This is a genomic window from Pseudomonas paraveronii, from assembly GCF_963681955.1.
Lineage (GTDB): Bacteria > Pseudomonadota > Gammaproteobacteria > Pseudomonadales > Pseudomonadaceae > Aquipseudomonas > Aquipseudomonas paraveronii.
Window position 1 is genome coordinate 1,232,409 of the sequence record NZ_OY817130.1, and the last position, 19,341, is coordinate 1,251,749.

The following is a 19,341-nucleotide window of genomic DNA, read 5'->3' on the forward strand; positions in this document are numbered from 1 at the left end:
GCGGGCATCCTGGATGCACGCGGCGCTCTCGGGCTTTTCGCGAGCAAGCTCGCTCCTACAGGGGGTGGAGGTAACATATGAGTATTGCCCTCAACGTCATCACCGGCTTCCTCGGCAGCGGCAAAACCAGCTTGCTCACGCGCCTGCTGCAAGGCGAGAGCCTTGGCGACACCGCGCTGCTGATCAATGAGTTCGGCGACGTCGGCATCGACCACCTGCTGGTGGAAGAGGTGGCGCCGGACACCGTGCTGCTGCCCAGCGGCTGCGTCTGCTGCTCGATTCGTGGCGAACTCAAAGACGCACTGCTCGGCCTCTTGCAACGCCGCGAGCGCGGCGAGATCCCGGCCTTCAAACGGGTGATCCTGGAAACCACCGGCCTGGCCGACCCGGCGCCGATCCTCGCGACCCTCAACAACGACGTGCAACTGCGCGGGCGTTTTCATATCGGCCTGGTCATCACCCTGGTCGACGCCAGCCACGCCGCCCTGCAGGAACGCCTGCACCCGGAATGGCTGGCCCAGGTGGCGGCGGCGGATCGCTTGCTGCTGAGCAAGACCGACCGGGTGGACGACTGCGAGCCGCTGCGTGTGCACCTACAGGCGCTGAACCCGGGCACGCCGATCCTGAATACCCACGACATCCACAGCGGCGATCAACTGCTGCTCGGCGAAGGTTTGCGCAGCGCCGAACCGGCGGTCGAAGTCAGCCGCTGGCAACTGCACCGGACCACCACGGCCAGCCATGGCGCCGCGCAAGTCTGCTGCCTGACCTTCGACCAACCGCTCGATTGGGTCGGCTTCGGAGTGTGGTTGTCGATGCTGTTAAGATGCCATGGCGAACGAATCCTTCGCGTCAAAGGACTGCTCAACGTGAACGCAAGCTCGGCCCCCATCGTCATTCATGGCGTGCAGCACTGCCTGCATGCGCCAGTCCACCTGCCGGCGTGGCCGGGTACCGACCGCCAATCGCGCCTGGTGTTTATCCTGCGCGGCATCGACCCCACGCAGTTGCGCCGCTCGTTTGAAGCGTTTTCACGGCGGTTCGCAGCATGATCACCTTAAGAGTCCTCGGCACTTCGGTGACCTTGCTCGAATGCTTGCGCGTGCGGGCCGAGCAAGAACTGGGCATTCGCCTGGTATACCAGGTGCATGACGTCGAACAGGCCCAGCGCATCGCGGTGATGCAGCCCGACAGCTACGACCTGTACGACCAGTGGTTCCACAACGTCGACTTCGTGTGGCCCGCCCGCGCAATCCAGCCCATCGACACGCGGCGCATCGCCTTGTGGCACGAGATCAACGACCTGCCCAAGCGCGGTCGCCTGTCGCCCAGCGACCGCCTGGGCAGCGGCAGCGTGCCCAGTGAGCGGTTGTTTGTGCAGCACGATGGCAGCCTCGGCAGCACCGTCACCGAACGCATCAGCATGTTGCCCCTGACCCACAACGCCGACAGCTTCGCCTACCGCCCCGAACGCTTGCCCGAGGCGTTCAGCCGTAGCAATGAAAGCTGGGGCTGGTTGCTCGACCCGCAGTTGCGCGCGCGCACCGCCCTGCAAAGTGACGCCGCCATCGGTGCCCTGGATGCCGCGCTGGCGGTGCAGGGTGCCGGGCTGGCGACGTTCAAGGACATCGGCAATATGAGCATCGAAGAGATCGATGTGCTCGCCGATATCCTGGTGCGCAAGCAGAAAGAAGGGCACTTCGCAGCCTTCTGGTCCGACGATGAAGAGGCGGCGCACTTGATGCTCAGCCCGAGCATCGATATCCAGAGCCTGTGGTCGCCGACCCTGATGCGCCTGCACCGTGCGGGGGTGAAGTACCGCCTGGCGGTGCCGCGTGAAGGCTATCGCGCCTGGTTCGGTGGCCTGTCGTTGTCGCGCCATGCCCAGGGCCCGGTGCTCGACGCGGCCTATGCGTACCTCAATTGGTGGCTGTCCGGCTGGCCGGGGGCGGTGATGGCCCGCCAGGGTTACTACATCGGCAACCCGGCACGCAGCCGCGATCACTTGACCAGCGCCGAATGGGACTACTGGTACGCCGGTAAGCCCGCGCGGGAAGAATTACCGGGCAGCGATGGCCTGCCGCTGATCGATATCGGCGAAGTGCGCGACGGCGGCTCCTATGAACAGCGCATGGGGCATATCGCGGTGTGGAATTCGGTGATGGATGAACACAACTACCTGGTGCGGCGCTGGGGGGATTTCATGCGCGCGCGAGGGGGATGATGTCAAATTGCCTGTCGCCAATAATATGACGCGAAATATCCCGTTTTTATTGTGTGCGCTTGGCTGAACTCCCAGCTAATCTGCTCAAACCCAACATCTTCTAAAAATGGATGTTTTTTTGACGCAGAGTCAGTCGTCGCAAGGAAGGCACATGACGAAGGGACGCAATGGCATAGAAAGGCGCACGCTTGCGCGGGCCGCGGCCATGCCGTGGCGCCACACGTTTCAGACCCGTATTGCCGGAGTGCTGGCGCTGTTGCTGCTGCTGGTGGTCGCTGCCACCTACTTCGCGGTCAAGGCCGCCACCAGCCGCGCCATGGAAAACCAGGCGCGGGTCCAATTGAAAACCGGCACTCAGGTGTTCGAACGCCTGCTGGACTTGCGCGGCCGCCGCTTGCAATACGGGCTGGACTGGCTCACCGCCGACGGCTCGTTCAAACATGCTGTGGCCGCAGGCAAGACCGCGCCGATCCTGGCCGCCCTGGGGCAACACGGGACCGGCATTCGTGGCAGTGAAGTGTTTGTGCTGGGGCTCGATGGCAAGGTGATGGTCAGTACCCTGCCTGTGCTCTCCAGCGGTCAACCGTTTCCCTACGACGCGGCACTGCGCCAGGCACGCCGCAGTGGCTTGCAAATGCTGATCGTGGCCATGGACGGGCGCCCCTATTTGCTGGTGCAAGACGAAGTGCTCGACCCGCTGCCCGTCGCCCGCGTCGTCATGGGCTTTCCCATGGACACACTGTTTGCCAATGAACTGCGCTCCATGAGCAACCTCGACGTGTCGTTCCTCAGTGTGCAAGGCGCGCGCCCCGGCGCACTGTTCAGCACTCAGCCCGATGGCTACCAGGCCACCCTGGTCAACCGGCTGCGCGAGCCACACCCCAACCCCGAGGCGCAGATCGATCTGTTCTACGGTGAGCGCGTGCTCAGCCATGTGCTGTCACTGGCCAACACCGGCGATGGCGATGCAGTGCGGGTGCTGCTGCAAAGCCCGCTGGACCATGCCCTGGAAGCCTTTGCGCCGCTGGGCCAGCAATTTCTCGGGATTGCCCTGGCGGTGTTGCTGGTGTCGCTGGCCGGCGCGTTGTTTCTGGCGCGGCGGGTGTCGCGCCCGCTCAATGCGTTGGTGGAGGCCGCCGAACGCATCGGCGCCGGTGACTACCGCACGCCGGTACGGGTGCGCGGCAACGATGAATTCGGCCTGCTGGCCCGCGCCTTCAACGCCATGCAAAGCGGGATTGCCGTGCGCGAACGGCAACTGGCCCATAACGCCCTGCATGACTCGCTCACCGGCCTGCCCAATCGCGCCCTGGCCATGGAGCGCCTGGGCAGTGCGATCAGTGCGCAGCGCCCGGTGGTGTTGCTGTACCTGGGGATTGAAAACTACCGGCTGATCAATGAAGGCTTCGGCCCGCAAGGCGTCGAGCAAATGCTCCGCGAAGCCAGCCGCTGTTTGTCCGTGAGCCTGCTGCCCAGCGACACGGCGGCGCGCATCACCGGCAGCGAGTTTCTGGTGCTGCTGGAAAACACCCAGATCGACCGCGCCGTGGCCCGTGCCGACCGTCTCTACGCGCTGATCACCGAACCCCAGCGCATCGGCAACGACGAACTGCGCCATGAAGTGAGCATTGGCATCGCCGCGTATCCCACCGACGGCCAGCAGGTCGACGAACTGATCAGCCGCGCCGCCATTGCCCGCCATGATGCGGCGGCCTTGCCTGGCTATCTGCAGATCTACCGGCAGGACCGCGACCTGGCGCACCAGCGCCAGATCACCCTGATCCGCGACCTGCGCCGCGCCGCCCTCGAAGGTGAGTTGTTCCTGTGCTATCAGCCCAAGCTCGACCTCAAGCACGGCCATGTGCGCCAGGCCGAAGCCTTGCTGCGCTGGCAGCACCCGACCCTGGGCCTGGTGTCACCCGTCGAATTCATCCCCCTGGCCGAACGCACCGGCAGCATAGGGAGCCTGACGTTGTGGGTGATCGAAGAAGCCATCCGCCAGATCGCCGAGTGGGCGCACAGTGGTCTGCATATCCAGCTGTCGGTGAATATTTCGGTGGACGACTTGGCCGATGACGACCTGGCGATTCGCGTCACAGCCTTGCTGCTGCAATACGCCGTGCTGGCCCAGCAACTGATTTTTGAAATCACCGAAAGCGCGATCATGCACAACCCGCAACAGGCGCTCAGCGTGCTGGAACAACTGCGCGGCTGCGGCATCAGCCTGTCGGTGGATGACTTCGGCACCGGCTATTCGTCGCTGGCGCAATTGCAGCGCCTGCCGGTGCAGGAGCTGAAGATCGACCAGTCCTTTGTGCGCAACCTCGACGGCACCAGCGGCGACGGCGTGATCGTGCGCTCCACCATCGAAATGAGCCATAACCTGGGGCTCAAGGTGGTGGCCGAAGGGGTTGAGTTCGAGCCCAGCCTGGCGCTGCTCAAACAGTGGAATTGCGACACCGCCCAGGGTTACTTGATCAGCCGGCCGTTGACCGCCATGGCGTTTGAGCGGTGGATGCGGCGCGAACACGTTCTGCTGTGAAAAAACCGCAGTAAAAAGGCGGCTACCCATGAGGGAAGCCGCCTTTGTTGTGCTGCCGGTACCGCTTAATCCGGCAGTTTGAACGCCATCACATAGTCACCCTGCTTGGTGCCCAGGGAGCCGTGACCGCCGGCCATGACCAGCACGTACTGCTTGCCGTCCTTGCCGGTGTAGGTCATCGGTGTGGTTTGCGCACCGGCTGGCAGGCGACCTTCCCACAGTTGCTTGCCGTTTTTCACGTCATAGGCACGCAGGTATTGGTCGAGGGTGCCGCTCAGGAAGGACACGCCACCGGCGGTGGTGAAGGTGCCGCCCAGGCTAGGCACGCCCATGGTCAGCGGGACCGGAACCGGCGAGCTGTCGCGCACGGTGCCGTTCTTGTGCATCCAGATGGTTTTGTGGGTGGTCAGGTCGACCGCTGCTACATAACCCCACGCTGGCGCCTGGCACGGCAGGCCCATCGGCGACAGCATCGCTTCGAGGATCACGCCGTAGGGCGCGCCTTTGTTCGGCTGCACGCCCTCGGTTTCGCTGACGCGTGGGCCTTGCTTGGCGATGTCGGCGGCCGGGATCAGTTTCGATTTGAATGCCATGTAGCTCGGGTTCACGAAGGCGATCTGGCGCACGGGGTCGACGGAAATGCCGCCCCAGTCGAACACGCCGAAGTTACCCGGGTAGACGATCGAACCTTGCAGCGATGGTGGAGTGAAAGCCCCGTCGTAGCGCATGGATTTGAAATCGATGCGGCACAGCATCTGGTCGAACGGGGTCACGCCCCACATGTCACGCTCTTTGAGCGGCGGTGGCATGAAGTTCAGGTCAGACTTCGGTTGCGTCGGAGAGGTGTGATCGCCCGCGACGGCGCCTTGCGGTACGGCCACTTCGTGGACCGGTACCACCGGCTGGCCCGTGGCGCGGTCCAGCACGTAGATGCTGCCTTGTTTGGTCGACGCCATCACCGCTTGCTTCACGCCGGCTTCGGTCTTGATGTCGATCAGCGACGGCTGGCCGCCCACGTCCATGTCCCACAGGTCATGGTGGGTGAACTGGAAGGTCCACTTCACGTGGCCGCTGTCGATGTCCAGGGCGGTCAGGCCGGCGCTGTATTTTTCCGAATCTTCGGTACGGTCGCCGCCGTATTGGTCGGGCATCTGGTTGCCCATCGGCAGGTAAAGCATGCCGAGTTTTTCATCCACGGAGAACATGGACCACATGTTCGGCGAGTTGCGGGTGTAGGTCTTGCCCTCGGCCAACGGGGTGGTGTCGTCCGGGTTGCCGCTGTCCCAGTTCCACACCAGCTTGCCGGTGTGTACGTCGAACGCGCGGATCACGCCGCTTGGCTCGTCGGTGGAGACGTTATCGGTGACGTGACCGCCGATCACTACCAGGTTTTTGGTCACGGCCGGCGGCGAGGTGGAGTAGTAACCGCCTGGGGCGAAGCTGCCGATATTGGCACGCAGGTCGACCTGGCCTTTGTCGCCGAAGTCTTCGCACATCTTGCCGGTGTCGGCGTTCAGGGCGATCAGACGGGTGTCGGCGGTCGGTACGAAGATGCGTTTCGGGCAGGCGTTCGGCGCGGCAGCCGGGCTGGCGCTGCCGGTCGGGCTCTGTTCGGAGGCGTAGGCGGCGTCATCGTGATACGACACGCCACGGCAAGTCATGTGCGCCCAACCCTTGAAGCTCTCGGCGCCTTGGGTGGTGATCTTCGGATCGAAACGCCAGATTTCCTTGCCGGTATCCGGGTCGAGGGCAATCACCTGGCTGTGCGGGGTACACACGTAGAGCATGCCGTTGACTTTCAGCGGGGTGTTTTCCGCGGTGGTTTCACCGGGGTCGCCTGCGCCGGGAATGTCGCCGGTGCGGAAGGTCCAGGCTGGCACCAGTTTGTGGGCGTTTTCCGGGGTGATCTGTGCCAGGGGTGAGTAGCGATCGCCGTAGGCCGAACGGCCGTAGGAGTTCCAGTCGCCATCGGCCTGGGTTGGCGCAGCGCTGGCCATGCCTGGCACCGCGTCGCGGTCCAGTTGGCCTTTGATTTCACCGGGGTGGGTGAATTGGCTGGCCACGGCGGCAGCGCCGGCCAGGACCACGGCCACGCTCAGCGCGCCGGTGCCCAGCGGTGCCGGTTGGCCACGCAGCAATGGACGGCGAAACCATGGGAGCAGCATGACGATGCCCAGGGCGAACAGCAGTGCCAGGCGCGGCACCAACTGCCACCAGTCCAGGCCGACTTCCCACAGTGCCCACACGGTGCTGGCGAACAGCACCAGTGCGTACAGGCCCAGCGCGGCGCGGCGGGTGGCCAGCAGCAGAAGGCCGGTCAGGGTGATGCCGATACCGGCCAGCAGGTAGTACAGCGACCCGCCGAGCAGGCTCAGCTTGATACCACCGGCCAGCAGGGCCAGGCCCATGATCAGCAGCAAGACGCCTAGCAGCCTGGGCAGTAGGCGGCTTGGGCTTGAGGCACCATCAGTGCTCATAGTGTGTTTCTCCGTGACGTTGGAATTATGTATCCCCGTGTTGCTTCACTGTAGATGACGATTTGGCACGGGCTTGGTTCAGCGTTAATTGGGTTTTTCTGGGGGTAGCGGGGGTTATCCACAGGCGGGCGATTTATCCCCAGGCGCGGTTGGGTGTGAGACAGCGCTGTCTTTATGGCGAGGGTTAGTCGGCAAGATGGGGTTGACCGAGGGTGAATCGTTTCAGGTTATTGCCGCCAAGGATAATGCGCTGGGGCGTTGAGAGAAAGTGAAAATCGCAAGATGCATTATTTCGGATTTGGTAACAGTGACGGATTGTCGCTGTTAAACGGGGGAGTTTGCTGGTGTGGCGGCCTTGTAGTCAGCCCGGGGAGTGGGGTGTATATGCGTTTCTTTGGTAACGGCGGCTTATGGTTCCGCCCTTACGGCGGGTCACTTTTGAAAAGCGCAAAAGTAACCCAAACGCTCTTGCCCCACCACTCGGCACCGCCCCTCCCACATTTGGATCTCCATAGCGGCGTTTTTTTGGGTGGTTAGAAGGTGGTGCGTAGGCCCACTTGCACGCTTCTGCCTGCTGCCGGGGCGATGTCGCGCAGGATCGAGCTGGCGTAGCGCACGGTCTGGTTGGTCAGGTTTTCGCCGTTGACGAACGCCAGCCACTGGCTGCCGCCGACGTTGAAGCGATAGCTGGCGCTGGCGCCTAACGTGGTGTAGCCGTCGGTGCCGTTTTCGTTGGTCGGCACGCGGCCTTGCCCGGCGGCGTGTTCGATGTCGATGCGTGCTTGCCAGCGGTCCAGTTCCCACAACAAGCCGCTGTTCAGGCGCAGCGGTGCGATGCGTGGCAGGGCTTCGCCGGTGTCGAGGTTGGTGGCGCGGGTGTAGTCGCCTGACAGTTCCAGCGCGAATTTGCCGTAGGCGCTTTCGCCGAGCTTCCAGTGATCCTGGGCTTCAAAGCCGGCGAAACGGGCGCGTACTCCCGAGTATTTGTATTCAGGGATGCCGGCTGCGTCTTCTTCACCTTCGTCGTTCAGTGTGCGACCTGTGCCCAGCAGGCCGATGTAGTTGGAGAAGCGGCTGTAGAACACGCCGAAGCTGCCTTTGTGCGTGCCGTTGTCAAAGCGCAGGGCCAGGTCGCTGGACACGGTTTTTTCTTTCTTCAGGTTGGCGTCGCCTAATTCGTAGGTGCCGGTGGCGACGTGGGCGCCGTTGGCGTACAGCTCGTAGAAGGTCGGCGCGCGTTCGGTGTAGCCCAGGGTCGCGGCCAGGGACCAGATTGGCGTGAGGGTGTAGACCGCGCCGGACGATAGGCTGCCGGCGGTGAAGTCGTTGGTTTTGTTGGCATTGGCGAAACGTGCGTTGCCTTTGCCGTCCGGGTCGACGCTGGTGTGCTCCAGGCGTCCGCCGAGGCTGAGTTTCAGGCGTTCGGTGGCCTGCATTTCTTCGAGGATAAACAGTGCGCCGGCGTTGGTGTCGGTCTGGGGCACGAAGGCTTCTTCGCCGAGGGCCGAGAATTCGTTGCGGGTTACTTGTGCGCCGACCACGCCGTCGAACGGGCCGAGCGGCTGGTGGCGCGCTTCAACCCGTGCTTCGTAGCCCTTGTTCTTGAAGACCGTGCCGGTTTCGCCGCCTTCGATTTCGCGGTGTTCGTAGTCGGTGTAGCCCGCGTCGAGTTTCACCGAGGTGAACGGGCCTTGCAGGTTGCGGATCTCGGAGGCAAATGCGTAGTGGTCCTGCTTCATGCGGATGCGCACCGCCTGCTCGGCGGGTGAGCCGTAGTTGCTGTCGTAGGTGCTGTAGGACAGCCCGGCATAACCGTCGTCCCAGGTGTAGGAACCGCCCAGCGCTCCGCCGTCCTGGCGCCCGTCGCTGTTGCCCAGGCGGCCGTTTTTGCCTGGGCCGTCTTCGGTCTCCGGGGCGTGGCGGCTGCGGGCCTGGCCCGGGATTTTCAGGTCATTGAATTGCCGCGCGTTGGCGTCCAGGTGCAGGGCGAAGGTGCCGTTGCCGGCTTCGAGCTTGCCGGCGCTGCTGCGCGTGGTGTCGGCGCCGCCGTAGCGTAATTCACCGGCGCCGTGGATGCCTTCGATGGCTTCGGTGGGGATGCGGTTGTCGAAGGTGTTGACCACGCCGCCGATGGCGCTGCCGCCGTACAACAGGGCCGCCGGGCCACGCACGATTTCGATGCGGTCGACGTTGACCGGGTCCAGCGGGACGGCGTGGTCGTAGGACAGCGACGAGGCATCCAGTGCGCCCACGCCGTTGCGCAGGATGCGAATGCGGTCGCCGTCCTGGCCGCGAATGATCGGTCGGCTGGCGCCCGGGCCGAAGTAGGACGACGACACGCCCGGCTGCTTGTTCAGGGTCTCGCCGAGGCTGCCTTTTTGTTGCAGGGTCAGGTCATCGCCTTCCAGCACGGTGGTCGGTGAAGCCAGTTGCTCGCTGCCCAACGGGTTGGCGGTGATGACTTGGGGTGGCAGTTCCAGCGCGTGGGCTTCGGAGCAGATCAGCAGGGCGGCGGCGAGGGGGGACAAGCGCCAGGCAGAGGAGAGGGACATCGGACATTCCTTGGCAAAACGACAAAAAAGAGAAGGCGGCAGACGTTATCGAACGGCTTGTTTTTGATTGTTATAGTTATAATATAACATCTCTTTTTGCTCTGAAAAGAGCAACTTTTCCCCAGGGGCTATATTCAATGCGGTGCTTCCACCTGTTCGCCCCGTCGGCTAAGGTGCGCGGCTGTATTTCCTCTTTTTGCGATAGGCCTGGCATGACCGCGACAAGCAACGACCCGCTTCACGGCGTGACTCTGCAACACGTCCTCACCACCCTGGTGGAACACTACGAATGGAGTGGTTTGGCCGAGCGCATCGATGTTCGCTGCTTCAAGAGCGACCCGAGTATCAAGTCGAGCCTGACGTTCCTGCGCAAAACCCCGTGGGCGCGGGAGAAAGTCGAAGGGCTGTACGTGAAACTGATGCGCACCAAACGCCCGTTGGACTGAACCCATGAAGCGCTGTGTAGCGGCGGCCGCCCTGGCCGGTTGGGTGGGGTTGGCGGTTCAGCAATACCTGATTTTCTATTCGCGCTGGTCGACGGGCGCCAGTCTGTTGGGCGGGCTGGTCAACTTTTTCAGCTTCTTCACGGTGCTGACCAACACCCTGGTGGTGGTGGTGCTGAGCTACGCCGTGGTTGAGCGTGATTCAGCGGCGAAGCGGTTTTTCCTGGCGCCCAGGGTCAGCAGCGCGATTGCCGTCAGCATCGTGCTGGTGAGCCTGGCCTATAACCTGTTGCTGCGGCATTTGTGGCAGCCCGAGGGGTTCCAGTTCATCGCCGACGAATTGCTGCACGACGTGATGCCGTTGCTGTTTGTCGTCTACTGGTGGCGCTGCGTGCCCAAGGGGGCTTTGCGGTTCAGGCACATTGGCCTGTGGGTGCTGTACCCGCTGGTGTACTTCGCCTATGTGCTGCTGCGCGGGGATTTGCTCGGGCAGTACCAGTACCCGTTTTTCGACGTCGGTACCCTCGGTTATCCACAGGTGTTCGTGAATGCCGGGGGGATTCTGGCGGGGTTTGTGCTGATTGCGCTGGCGGTGGTGGGCTTGGACACATGGCTCAAGCAGGCCCGATAAAAAGGCGCGGCTTGCTCGCGATAGCAGGGGGCCAGACGAGCCTGTTGTGATTGATACACCGCTATCGCGGGCAAGTCCGGCGCCCACCGTTGACCGAGTTGTTCATGAGAACACGCTCCAATGTGGGCTTGCCGGCCCGAACACCTACCCTATCAACCCCCCGCATTCGCCGTCATCGGCATCGCCCACAGTGGCGTTCGCGCGCGGCTTCCTCTCCTCATTTTTTGTTTAATTATTTAGTGGGTTTGGCCAAGTAAGTGCTGCTATTTTCTGCGCGTGTAATCCTGTTCTTACATACTTGTTAGTTGCTGATAGATTCTCATTAATCTTCATGTAGCCGTTTTCCTACGGATACTTTTAAAGTTTTGGCAAAACGCCATAGTTTTCCTATGTGTCTGGGTGTAACAAAGCTACGCAAGTTTGCGAAACAGACGGCTTACTTGCTCGTGATAGACCTAGACAATTGTCTCGCTTCGAACGCACTCCTGTTTTGCAATACAAATAATTGGAAAAGACTGTTTTGCGCGCCATCGCGTGATCCCAATTGTTGTCGAGGTGGAATAGGAAGTTGAAACCTGTTCGTCGCTTGTTTGATAAGTCCTACGCACTGCTGCGGCAGGGTTTCTTTTTATTAATGTGTGAGTACTGGTAAATGAAAAGCAAAATGAAAACTGCACTGTTGTCTATCGGGCTGCTGATGGGTTCGGCATCCGTTGTTCAGGCGGCGGATGGAACCGTTACGTTCATCGGCTCGGTCCACTCGGGGGCTTGCTCCATTAAGCCTGACTCCGTCGATCAGACCGTTCACCTGGGGGCGATCGCAAAGCATCAGTTGCAAAGCGGCGGCAAGTCTGAAGCCCGACGTATGCTTATTGAACTTGAAGGCTGCGATTTGACTGGCCTCACTGATAACACCGTGACGACCACCTTCACCGGGGCACCCTCGGGCGCTGTGCCTGGCGCGATCGGCACGGTCGGCGGTGCGGGTGGCATCGGCATCATGATGACGCATGGCAACAAACTCGTTGAGCTGGGTGTCCCTACGACTCCGCAGGCCATTGTCGTCGGTGATAACACCCTGGAGTTCGGTGCCTATGTACAAGGCGCCGCTGCGGACCCGATCGTCCCTGGCAGCTTCAGCGCGGTAACCAATTTCACCTTGGCTTATCAGTGAGTTTTCCCCCCGCCACTTAAGGTGGCGGGGGACGCTGGCGGGAGAAAACGGTGAAAACATTCATACGCCTTGCTATCACCTCTTCATTGACGATGTTCATCAACCCTAGCGTGTTCGCGCAGGAGCCTGCGCAAGGCGCCGGGGTCGTCACGTTGGGGGGGGAGATCATTGACTCAGCTTGCGGGCTGGAATTGGTCAGTGCCGATCAATCCATCGAGATGGCTCCCGAACCCATAGGTCGGCTCTTGCGAAATACGATGGGCGAACCACACCCCTTCCAGCTGCGTCTGGTCAATTGCTCATTGAGTCGCCCCGACCCGTCGCGGCCAGGCGTCAGTCTGCCGGATTGGCAGCATCTGCAAGTGACCTTTGACGGGGCTCGCGATAGAGACGGTCGCTCCTTTGCTGCCTTCGGCGATTCAGAGGGGATTGCCCTTCATATCTGGGATGCGGCTGGTCAAGAGAGTGTTCCGGGTGAGCCGATGCCTCTGCTGCCGTTGGCTGAAGGTGACATGACACTTCACTACACGCTTCGCCTGATTGGAAACGGACTGCCGCTGGTGCCTGGCGCTCACCTTGCTGCGGTGCGGTTCAAGTTGGAATACTTTTGAACAGTGATGGGTTGTTTTCATGTTGAATGCGTCGAAGATCAAAAAAACGCTCCGCCCAAGCCTGTTTGGTGGGTTGATGTCAGCGGTGGGAACTGCATTGGGTGCAGGGGATATCGAGTTTAATACCGATGTTCTTGATCTCGTTGACCGCACCAATATTGACTTGTCTCAGTTTGCTCGCAGTGGGTTTATTCTGCCGGGCACCTACTCGATGGTTGTGCAGATCAATAGCCAGCCTATTTCTGAGCAATCGGTGACGTTTTATCCCCCCGATGATGACCCCAAAGGCAGTCAGGCCTGTGTGTCGCGCGCTCTTGTGGAGCAGTTGGGCCTCAAGGCCTCCGGCGCTGCCGGGCTCACCTGGTGGAAAGGCGGGGAGTGCCTGGATATTCAAGGCTTGCCGGGTATGGAAGTCGCCGGCGATTTGGCCACCTCCACGCTGAACATCAACCTCCCCCAGGCCTACCTTGAATACAGCGCCATCAACTGGGACCCACCCTCCCGCTGGGACGAGGGGGTGCCGGGGTTGCTGGTTGACTACAACGTGACGGCGCAAGCCAGTCACCAAAAGAATGACAGTGTCCGCCATAACTTCAGTGGCAACGGCACCGTGGGCGCCAATGCCGGGGCCTGGCGCCTGCGGGCGGACTGGCAGGGGCGTGTCGACAGAGACCGCGATCAGGCGGCCAGGCATCCGACGCTGGAGTGGAGTCGCTACTATGCCTATCGCGCCATTCCTGCGCTCAAAGCGCGCCTGGTACTGGGTGAGGACTACCTGTATTCGGACCTGTTCGACAGCTTCCGTTTTACCGGTGCTGCACTCAACTCGGATGAAAGCCAGCTGCCACCCAACTTGCGCGGTTACGCACCTGAAGTGGTCGGGGTCGCCAAGACCAATGCAAGGGTCATCATCAGCCAGCAGGGGCGTGTGCTGTATGAAACGCTGGTCGCGGCCGGACCGTTTCGTATTCAGGACCTGAATGACGCCGTGAGCGGCAGGCTGGATGTGCGGGTGGAAGAGCAGGATGGTTCGGTCCACACGTTCCAGATCGATACGGCGGGTGTTCCCTACCTGACGCGGCCTGGACAAGTGCGTTACAAACTGGCGAGTGGGCGACCGTCCAATCTTCAGTACGGCGGCGATGGTGACTTTTTCGGCAGTGGCGAGTTCTCGTGGGGCATCAGTAACGGTTGGTCGTTGTATGGCGGCGGTATAACCGATAACAACTACCGTGCGCTGTCGGTCGGTGCCGGTCGTGACCTGTTGGCGTTCGGTGCTGTGTCGCTGGATGCAACTCAGTCGCACGCGAGTGTGTGGAATGAGACGCTCTCGGGAAAATCCTACCGCCTTCAATACTCCAAGAAGTTTGAAGAATACGACAGCCAAGTCACCTTTGCCGGTTACCGCTTTTCCGAGAAGAACTACTTGAGCATGAGTGAATACCTCGATGCTCGACATTACGGGAGGAACGGCGAACTCGCCGGGCTCGACAAAGACAGTGAGTACAGCGGCAGTTGGAAACCGATTGGTGGCAGCAAGGCACTTTATACGGCCACGCTGAATAAGCAGTTTCGGGATCTGGATGCCACGGTTTACCTGAGTTACAACAAACAAACGTATTGGGAGCGCCCGGCCACTCAGCGTTGGAACGTGTCGATGTCACGCTACTTCAATGTTGGCAGCGTCAAGAACTTGAGCGTTTCGCTGAATATGTATCGCACTCAGGAATACAACTATAAGGATAACGGCATGGCGCTGACGGTCAGTCTGCCGTTGGGGCGCAGCGGCACGCTGTCGCTGGATGCCAATAGGGCGGCAGGCAAGAACAGTTTTTCGACGCGCTACAGTGATCGCCTCGATGAGCGTAATAGCTACCAGCTCAGTGCCAGCGATAACGCTGCCAGTGGTTATCTGAGTCATATCGGTGACCAGGCAGACATCGATCTCGCCGCCAGTAAACAACAAGGCGATTACACCAGCCTCAGTGTCTCGGCGCGTGGTGGCGGCACGCTCACGCCTTACGGTGCGGCACTGCATCGTACCAACAGCACGGGCGGCACCCGCCTGATGGTCGATACCGCCGGTGTGCCCGATGTGCCTGTGCGGGGTTATGGCGCGCCGACCCGCAGCAACGCCTTCGGCAAAGCGGTCATTTCCGATATCGGCAGCTATCAGCGCACGGCGGCCAGTGTCGATCTGGAGAGTTTGCCGAGCAATGTCGAAGCCACTCAATCCGTCACGCAACTGACGCTCACCGAAGGGGCGATCGGATATCGATTCCTGGACGTGATTTCCGGCCAGAAGGCCATGGCGGTTCTGCGCCTGCCGGATGGCAGTTCCCCGCCCTTCGGCGCGACGGTGAAGAACGTCAAACAGCAGGACACCGGGATTGTGAATGACGGCGGCAATGTCTACCTCAGCGGTATTCAGCCCGGCGAAGAGATGATCGTCAGTTGGGGTGGGGCCGAACGATGCGTCCTCACGCTCCCAGGCGTTTTGCCCGCCGATGGCTTGACCCATGCCCTGCAACTGGGCTGCCGCAGGGTAGCCACTGATCAATCCTTGCCCGAGCCAGCCAAGCTGACCGGGAAGCCTACCGATATGGAGAACACATCCTCATGATGCTCAAAACGCGCCTCACACTCCAAGCCTTCACGCTGCTGGCCCTGGGCTTGAGCCAGAGCGCCAACGCGGCGGTTGGCCTGGATCGTACCCGAGTGATTTTTGATGGTGGCAAAGAGGCCACCAGCGTGAACATCACCAACAACAACACCCAGTTGCCGTATTTGGCTCAGGGCTGGATCGAGGACGAAGAGGGCAAAAAAATCACCTCGCCCTTGATCGTGCTCCCGCCGGTTCAACGCCTGGAGCCAGGGAAGCAAAGCCAGGTGAAAGTTCAGGCGTTGCCGGCGGCCAAATCGTTACCGCAGGATCGAGAGACGGTTTACTACTTCAACTTGCGGGAAATTCCGCCGCGCAGCGATAAGGCCAACACCCTGCAAATTGCGCTGCAGACCCGGATTAAATTGTTCTATCGGCCGCAAGCCATTGCGCCAAGCCAGCAAGACTTATCCAACCCGTGGCAGGAAAAACTGACCCTTACCCGCGAAGGCGAGCGTTACCAGGTGAATAACCCTACGCCTTACTACGTGACCCTGGTGGATGCACGCAGCACCAAGGACGGTAAAACCGTGCCGGGCTTCGAACCCCTGATGGTTCCGCCCAAAGGCACGCTGACCTTGGGGCCAACGGCCACCGTACTCGGCACAACGCCTTATTTGGCCTATGTGAATGATTACGGCGGGCGTCCGGTACTGGCATTCACCTGCGGTGGCAATACTTGCAAGGTCAACTCGCAAGTATCGACGCCTAATGAATAGTGCCTGCTGCTGGAGAACGTCATGAAGTCGCGCAATGTGAAGGTCTTGGGCGGCCTGTTACTGGTCTTTGCGGGGGGCGCACAGGCCGAGGATGTCGAGGGCATGAATGGGCTGCTGAACATTTCCGGGGCCATGCATGAAACCCCCTGCAGCCTGGAGATGGCCTCACTCCATCAAACGGTCGACCTGGGCGCCGTGTCGACCAGCCAGTTGCAGCGTCCCGGCGATCAGGCAAAACCGGTGGCGTTTCAGCTGCGGTTTACCGATTGCCACCGCACCGCAGGCAGCATCCGCAGTGAACGTACCGGGAACCTGACCTGGAGTGCCTTTCAACCCGTGCTGTCGGTGGCGTTTTCCGCGCCCGCCGATGCCGATGATCCGCGGTTGGTCAAAGTGCAAGGCGTCACCGGGATGGGCCTGCAATTGACCGATGCACTGGGGCGGGATGTGCAGTTGGGCGCCAGGGGCGAACCGTTGTTTTTACCCCTGGGCGGCAATGTCCAGACCTGGAATGTTCAACCCACGCGCACCTCCGCGGCGTTGACCAGTGGGGCGTTTCGGGCCGTGGTGGATTTCAGGCTCAATTATGAGTAGGGGCAGAGTGATGGCAACCTCAACCGGCCCGTGGGCCATTCTTATCGTTGGCAGCCTGCTGTGGGCTGTCGGCCAAGGCGTGCAAGCTGAAACCAGCCTGACCATCCGCGCGGTCATCATCGCGCCGCCGCCCTGTGTCATTAACAACGGCAGTACGCTCGATGTGCCGTTTGGGAACGACCTGCTGACGTCGCGGGTGGACGGGGTCAATTATCGTCGAGACGTGCCTTACACCGTCAGGTGCGACTCCCCCTTCAGCAACGCGTTGACCCTCGAACTCAAGGGTTCGGGGGCTGCGTTCGACAATCGTGTGCTGGTGACCCGCAAACCGGATCTTGGGGTCAAGCTGTTCGTGAACGGGGCTGACTGGCCGCTGAATACGGCGGTGAATTTTACCTATCCGAACTTTCCGGTGGTGCAGGCGGTGCCGGTCAAACGGGCGGGCAGCAAGCTGACGGGAGGCGCATTTGATGCGACCGCCACCCTTGTGGTCGATTACCAATGAAGAGGAACGATCAATGACATTTTGGCAACCGCGAGCGTTGCTCGTCTGGTGGTCCATCGGCCTTTGCAGTGGTGCTTCGGCCAACCTGACCTTTAGCGGAACGCTGAACGAGCCTCCTCCTTGCACGATCGATGGCGGCAACACAATCGAAGTCGACTTTGGGGACGTCGGCGTCAAGCGAGTCGACGGCGTGAAATACCGCAGGGGGCTCGGTTACACCATCAGTTGCAGCCCTGCCACGCTCCCGTGGGAGCTGAAGTTGAGTGTGAACGGCACGCCCACGGTGTTCGACGGCTCGGCGGTGCAGACCAATGTGCCTGAACTGGGCATTCGGATTTTTCAGAATAACCTGCCGTTTCCACTCAATACGCCACTGGAGATAACCCTGTCGTCGCCGCCGGTATTGGAAGTCGTACCGGTCAAACCGCTGGGTGCAGTTCTGGCCCCGGCAAGGTTTACGGCGGTGGCCACGCTATTGGCCGAATACGAGTAGGAGTTGAGCCCATGCGACATGAAATGCTTCATAAAGGCTGGCCATGTGCCGGACTGGCATGGCTGTTGATCTTCGGCCTGATCCCGGCGGGGCAGGCGGCGGATAACCTGAGTTTCAAGGGCAACCTGGTTGAAGAGGCCTGTACGATCCGCCCTGGCGACGAGGCCATCACCCTGGAACTCTGGGACGTTACCAGCAAGCACCTCTATATCAACACGCGCTCACAGGGGAAGGGTTTCAAACTGCACCTGGAGGACTGCGACACCACGATTGGCAACACGGTCACCATCACGTTCGGCGGTAGGGAAAACATGGCGCTCCCCGGATTGTTCGCGCTGGACGGTGGAAGCGGTGCGTCAGGTATTGGGGTCGGTTTAGAGACGCCGAGCAACAAGCCATTGCCGCTCAATACCGTCAGCGATGAACAGGTGTTGAGTAATGGCAACAATGTCATCGAACTCAAGGCCTATGTGCAGGGCGAGCCGGATGCGATCAGGGATCAAACCATCGGGCATGGCCTGTTCACGGTGACCTCGACGTTTACGCTGGACTATCCGTAACCGCCTCAGACAAACCTCAACTCTCCCCTGGGCGGCGTTAAAGCGCGGGCTGAATGTTCGCTGGGCAATGCCTGGGTAGAGACGCAAGAGAGATCAACATGAAACAACTCTATGGTGCGATGGCGCTGTTCGTCCTGATGGGTTTCAGTACGATCGTAAGCGCCGCTACATGCCGTGTGAATGGCGGACAGTGGACAGAGATAGTCGGGGAACTCCCCCTACGGGTCCCTGTTACGGTGACCTTGGCCGCAGATCGTACACGGATAATGATGGAAGGCGCACGGCTTGAATGTGGGTTCTCCAGAGGCTCGCAAAGCCCGTCTTCCCGGCGGGACTACTGGGCAACGGGTAGCTCGGCGGGGACCCCCTGGGTACCGGGTATCAAATTCAGCCAGGAAGGGGCCGGTTTACGAATCAATGGAACGTACCGAAATATTCCTATCCCGAATGGAATACGGTTCGCCACGCTGCCTGACGACCTGAGAGGTTATCCGATCGATGTCACGCCCTATATTCTGCTACGCAACAATCCGTCCAATCCGATCGATATTCGAGCAGGGGATACGCTTGGAATCCTGCGTCTCACCGCCACGAACAACTACAACGCCAATACGGCAAGGATCTCGGTTACCTACACCGCTGCCAACAACTTCACCATCACACCGTCAACCTGCACGATCAACAATAACAACCCGATCGAGATCAACTTCGGCAACGTCCACCAGCGGGCCATCGGCGCCGATCCGTTGACCACGACGATCCGCAGCGACCGCAGGCTTACCTACTCATGCCCGGACGGCGGGATTACCATGCCGATAAGCATTTCCTACAAAGGCAGCCCGTCGTCGTTCGACACACGCCTGCTGATGATGACCAACCCGGACGTGGGCACCGCCCTCATCCGTGCGGGATCTGCGGTTCCAGTCAACGGTTCGTTCCTGACCCGCATTACCAACAGCGTGGGGGGCGACGATGTGACGTTTTCTCTGGTTCGGCGCGCGGGGTCGCTACCTGCCGCTGGCGCCACCAGCGGCAGCGGTGTACTCGTGATGGGGGTACCGTGACATTCCCACTCGTTTTCTCGTTTTAGTCGAGACGACCAGCGGCCTACTTTTACGCTGGAACAACCGTTGTGGTGACCCGCCACTCGTAGT

The 19,341-nt window shown here is 60.9% G+C and carries 16 protein-coding genes; 14 read left to right on the forward strand and 2 right to left on the reverse strand.

Annotated features, from left to right (window positions below; translation table 11 throughout):
• Window positions 1–77 precede the first annotated feature (77 nt).
• The 3 genes from U5A08_RS05510 to U5A08_RS05520 all read left to right on the forward strand — a co-directional run bounded on the left by U5A08_RS05510 (window position 78) and on the right by U5A08_RS05520 (window position 4,766).
• On the forward strand, window positions 78–1,052 hold the full coding sequence (locus U5A08_RS05510) for a CobW family GTP-binding protein (RefSeq protein ID WP_321850663.1): 975 nt from the start codon (window positions 78–80) through the stop codon (window positions 1,050–1,052).
• A complete protein-coding gene (locus U5A08_RS05515; RefSeq protein ID WP_253393539.1) occupies window positions 1,049–2,224 on the forward strand; it encodes an ABC transporter substrate-binding protein in 1,176 nt (391 codons plus the stop codon). Before U5A08_RS05510 ends, U5A08_RS05515 begins: the two co-directional genes overlap by 4 nt.
• Window positions 2,225–2,429: 205 nt before the next feature.
• On the forward strand, window positions 2,430–4,766 hold the full coding sequence (locus U5A08_RS05520; protein WP_321852177.1) for a putative bifunctional diguanylate cyclase/phosphodiesterase: 2,337 nt from the start codon (window positions 2,430–2,432) through the stop codon (window positions 4,764–4,766).
• A gap of 65 nt (window positions 4,767–4,831) precedes the next feature.
• Here the strand turns inward: U5A08_RS05520 and U5A08_RS05525 are convergent, their stop codons facing one another.
• On the reverse strand, window positions 4,832–7,243 hold the full coding sequence (locus U5A08_RS05525; RefSeq protein ID WP_253393540.1) for a glucose/quinate/shikimate family membrane-bound PQQ-dependent dehydrogenase: 2,412 nt from the start codon (window positions 7,241–7,243) through the stop codon (window positions 4,832–4,834).
• A 533-nt stretch (window positions 7,244–7,776) separates the two neighbouring features.
• A complete protein-coding gene (locus tag U5A08_RS05530) occupies window positions 7,777–9,795 on the reverse strand; it encodes a TonB-dependent receptor (protein WP_321850666.1) in 2,019 nt (672 codons plus the stop codon).
• A gap of 212 nt (window positions 9,796–10,007) precedes the next feature.
• Between U5A08_RS05530 and U5A08_RS05535 the strand changes: the two genes are divergently transcribed.
• The 11 genes from U5A08_RS05535 to U5A08_RS05585 all read left to right on the forward strand — a co-directional run bounded on the left by U5A08_RS05535 (window position 10,008) and on the right by U5A08_RS05585 (window position 19,251).
• Window positions 10,008–10,241, forward strand: coding sequence for a VF530 family protein (locus tag U5A08_RS05535; RefSeq protein ID WP_010212838.1), 234 nt, complete (start codon window positions 10,008–10,010; stop codon window positions 10,239–10,241).
• A gap of 4 nt (window positions 10,242–10,245) precedes the next feature.
• On the forward strand, window positions 10,246–10,869 hold the full coding sequence (locus tag U5A08_RS05540) for a Pr6Pr family membrane protein (protein ID WP_253393542.1): 624 nt from the start codon (window positions 10,246–10,248) through the stop codon (window positions 10,867–10,869).
• Window positions 10,870–11,533: 664 nt separating this feature from the next.
• Window positions 11,534–12,043 carry a fimbrial protein gene (locus U5A08_RS05545; RefSeq protein WP_253393543.1) on the forward strand — a complete coding sequence of 170 codons (510 nt, stop codon included), beginning with the start codon at window positions 11,534–11,536 and terminating at the stop codon, window positions 12,041–12,043.
• A 50-nt stretch (window positions 12,044–12,093) separates the two neighbouring features.
• Entirely contained in the window at window positions 12,094–12,654 is a 561-nt protein-coding gene (locus U5A08_RS05550) for a fimbrial protein (protein ID WP_253393544.1), read from the forward strand.
• A 19-nt stretch (window positions 12,655–12,673) separates the two neighbouring features.
• Entirely contained in the window at window positions 12,674–15,277 is a 2,604-nt protein-coding gene (locus U5A08_RS05555; protein WP_253393545.1) for an outer membrane usher protein, read from the forward strand.
• Window positions 15,274–16,035 (forward strand): fimbria/pilus periplasmic chaperone, encoded by a 762-nt coding sequence (locus U5A08_RS05560; RefSeq protein ID WP_198729774.1) that lies wholly within the window; start codon window positions 15,274–15,276, stop codon window positions 16,033–16,035. The genes U5A08_RS05555 and U5A08_RS05560 overlap by 4 nt, the downstream gene beginning before the upstream one ends.
• Before the next feature lie 21 nt (window positions 16,036–16,056).
• Window positions 16,057–16,629, forward strand: coding sequence for a fimbrial protein (locus U5A08_RS05565; protein ID WP_010212831.1), 573 nt, complete (start codon window positions 16,057–16,059; stop codon window positions 16,627–16,629).
• A 10-nt stretch (window positions 16,630–16,639) separates the two neighbouring features.
• Window positions 16,640–17,134, forward strand: a complete 495-nt coding sequence (locus U5A08_RS05570; RefSeq protein WP_321850671.1) for a fimbrial protein — start codon at window positions 16,640–16,642, stop codon at window positions 17,132–17,134.
• Window positions 17,135–17,147: 13 nt separating this feature from the next.
• The gene (locus tag U5A08_RS05575) at window positions 17,148–17,627 is read left to right on the forward strand and encodes a fimbrial protein (protein ID WP_198729776.1); all 480 of its coding nucleotides are present in this window, start codon (window positions 17,148–17,150) and stop codon (window positions 17,625–17,627) included.
• 11 nt (window positions 17,628–17,638) lie between these two features.
• On the forward strand, window positions 17,639–18,187 hold the full coding sequence (locus U5A08_RS05580; RefSeq protein WP_198729777.1) for a fimbrial protein: 549 nt from the start codon (window positions 17,639–17,641) through the stop codon (window positions 18,185–18,187).
• Window positions 18,188–18,285: 98 nt separating this feature from the next.
• A complete protein-coding gene (locus tag U5A08_RS05585) occupies window positions 18,286–19,251 on the forward strand; it encodes a fimbrial protein (protein WP_321850672.1) in 966 nt (321 codons plus the stop codon).
• Window positions 19,252–19,341: the final 90 nt, after the last annotated feature.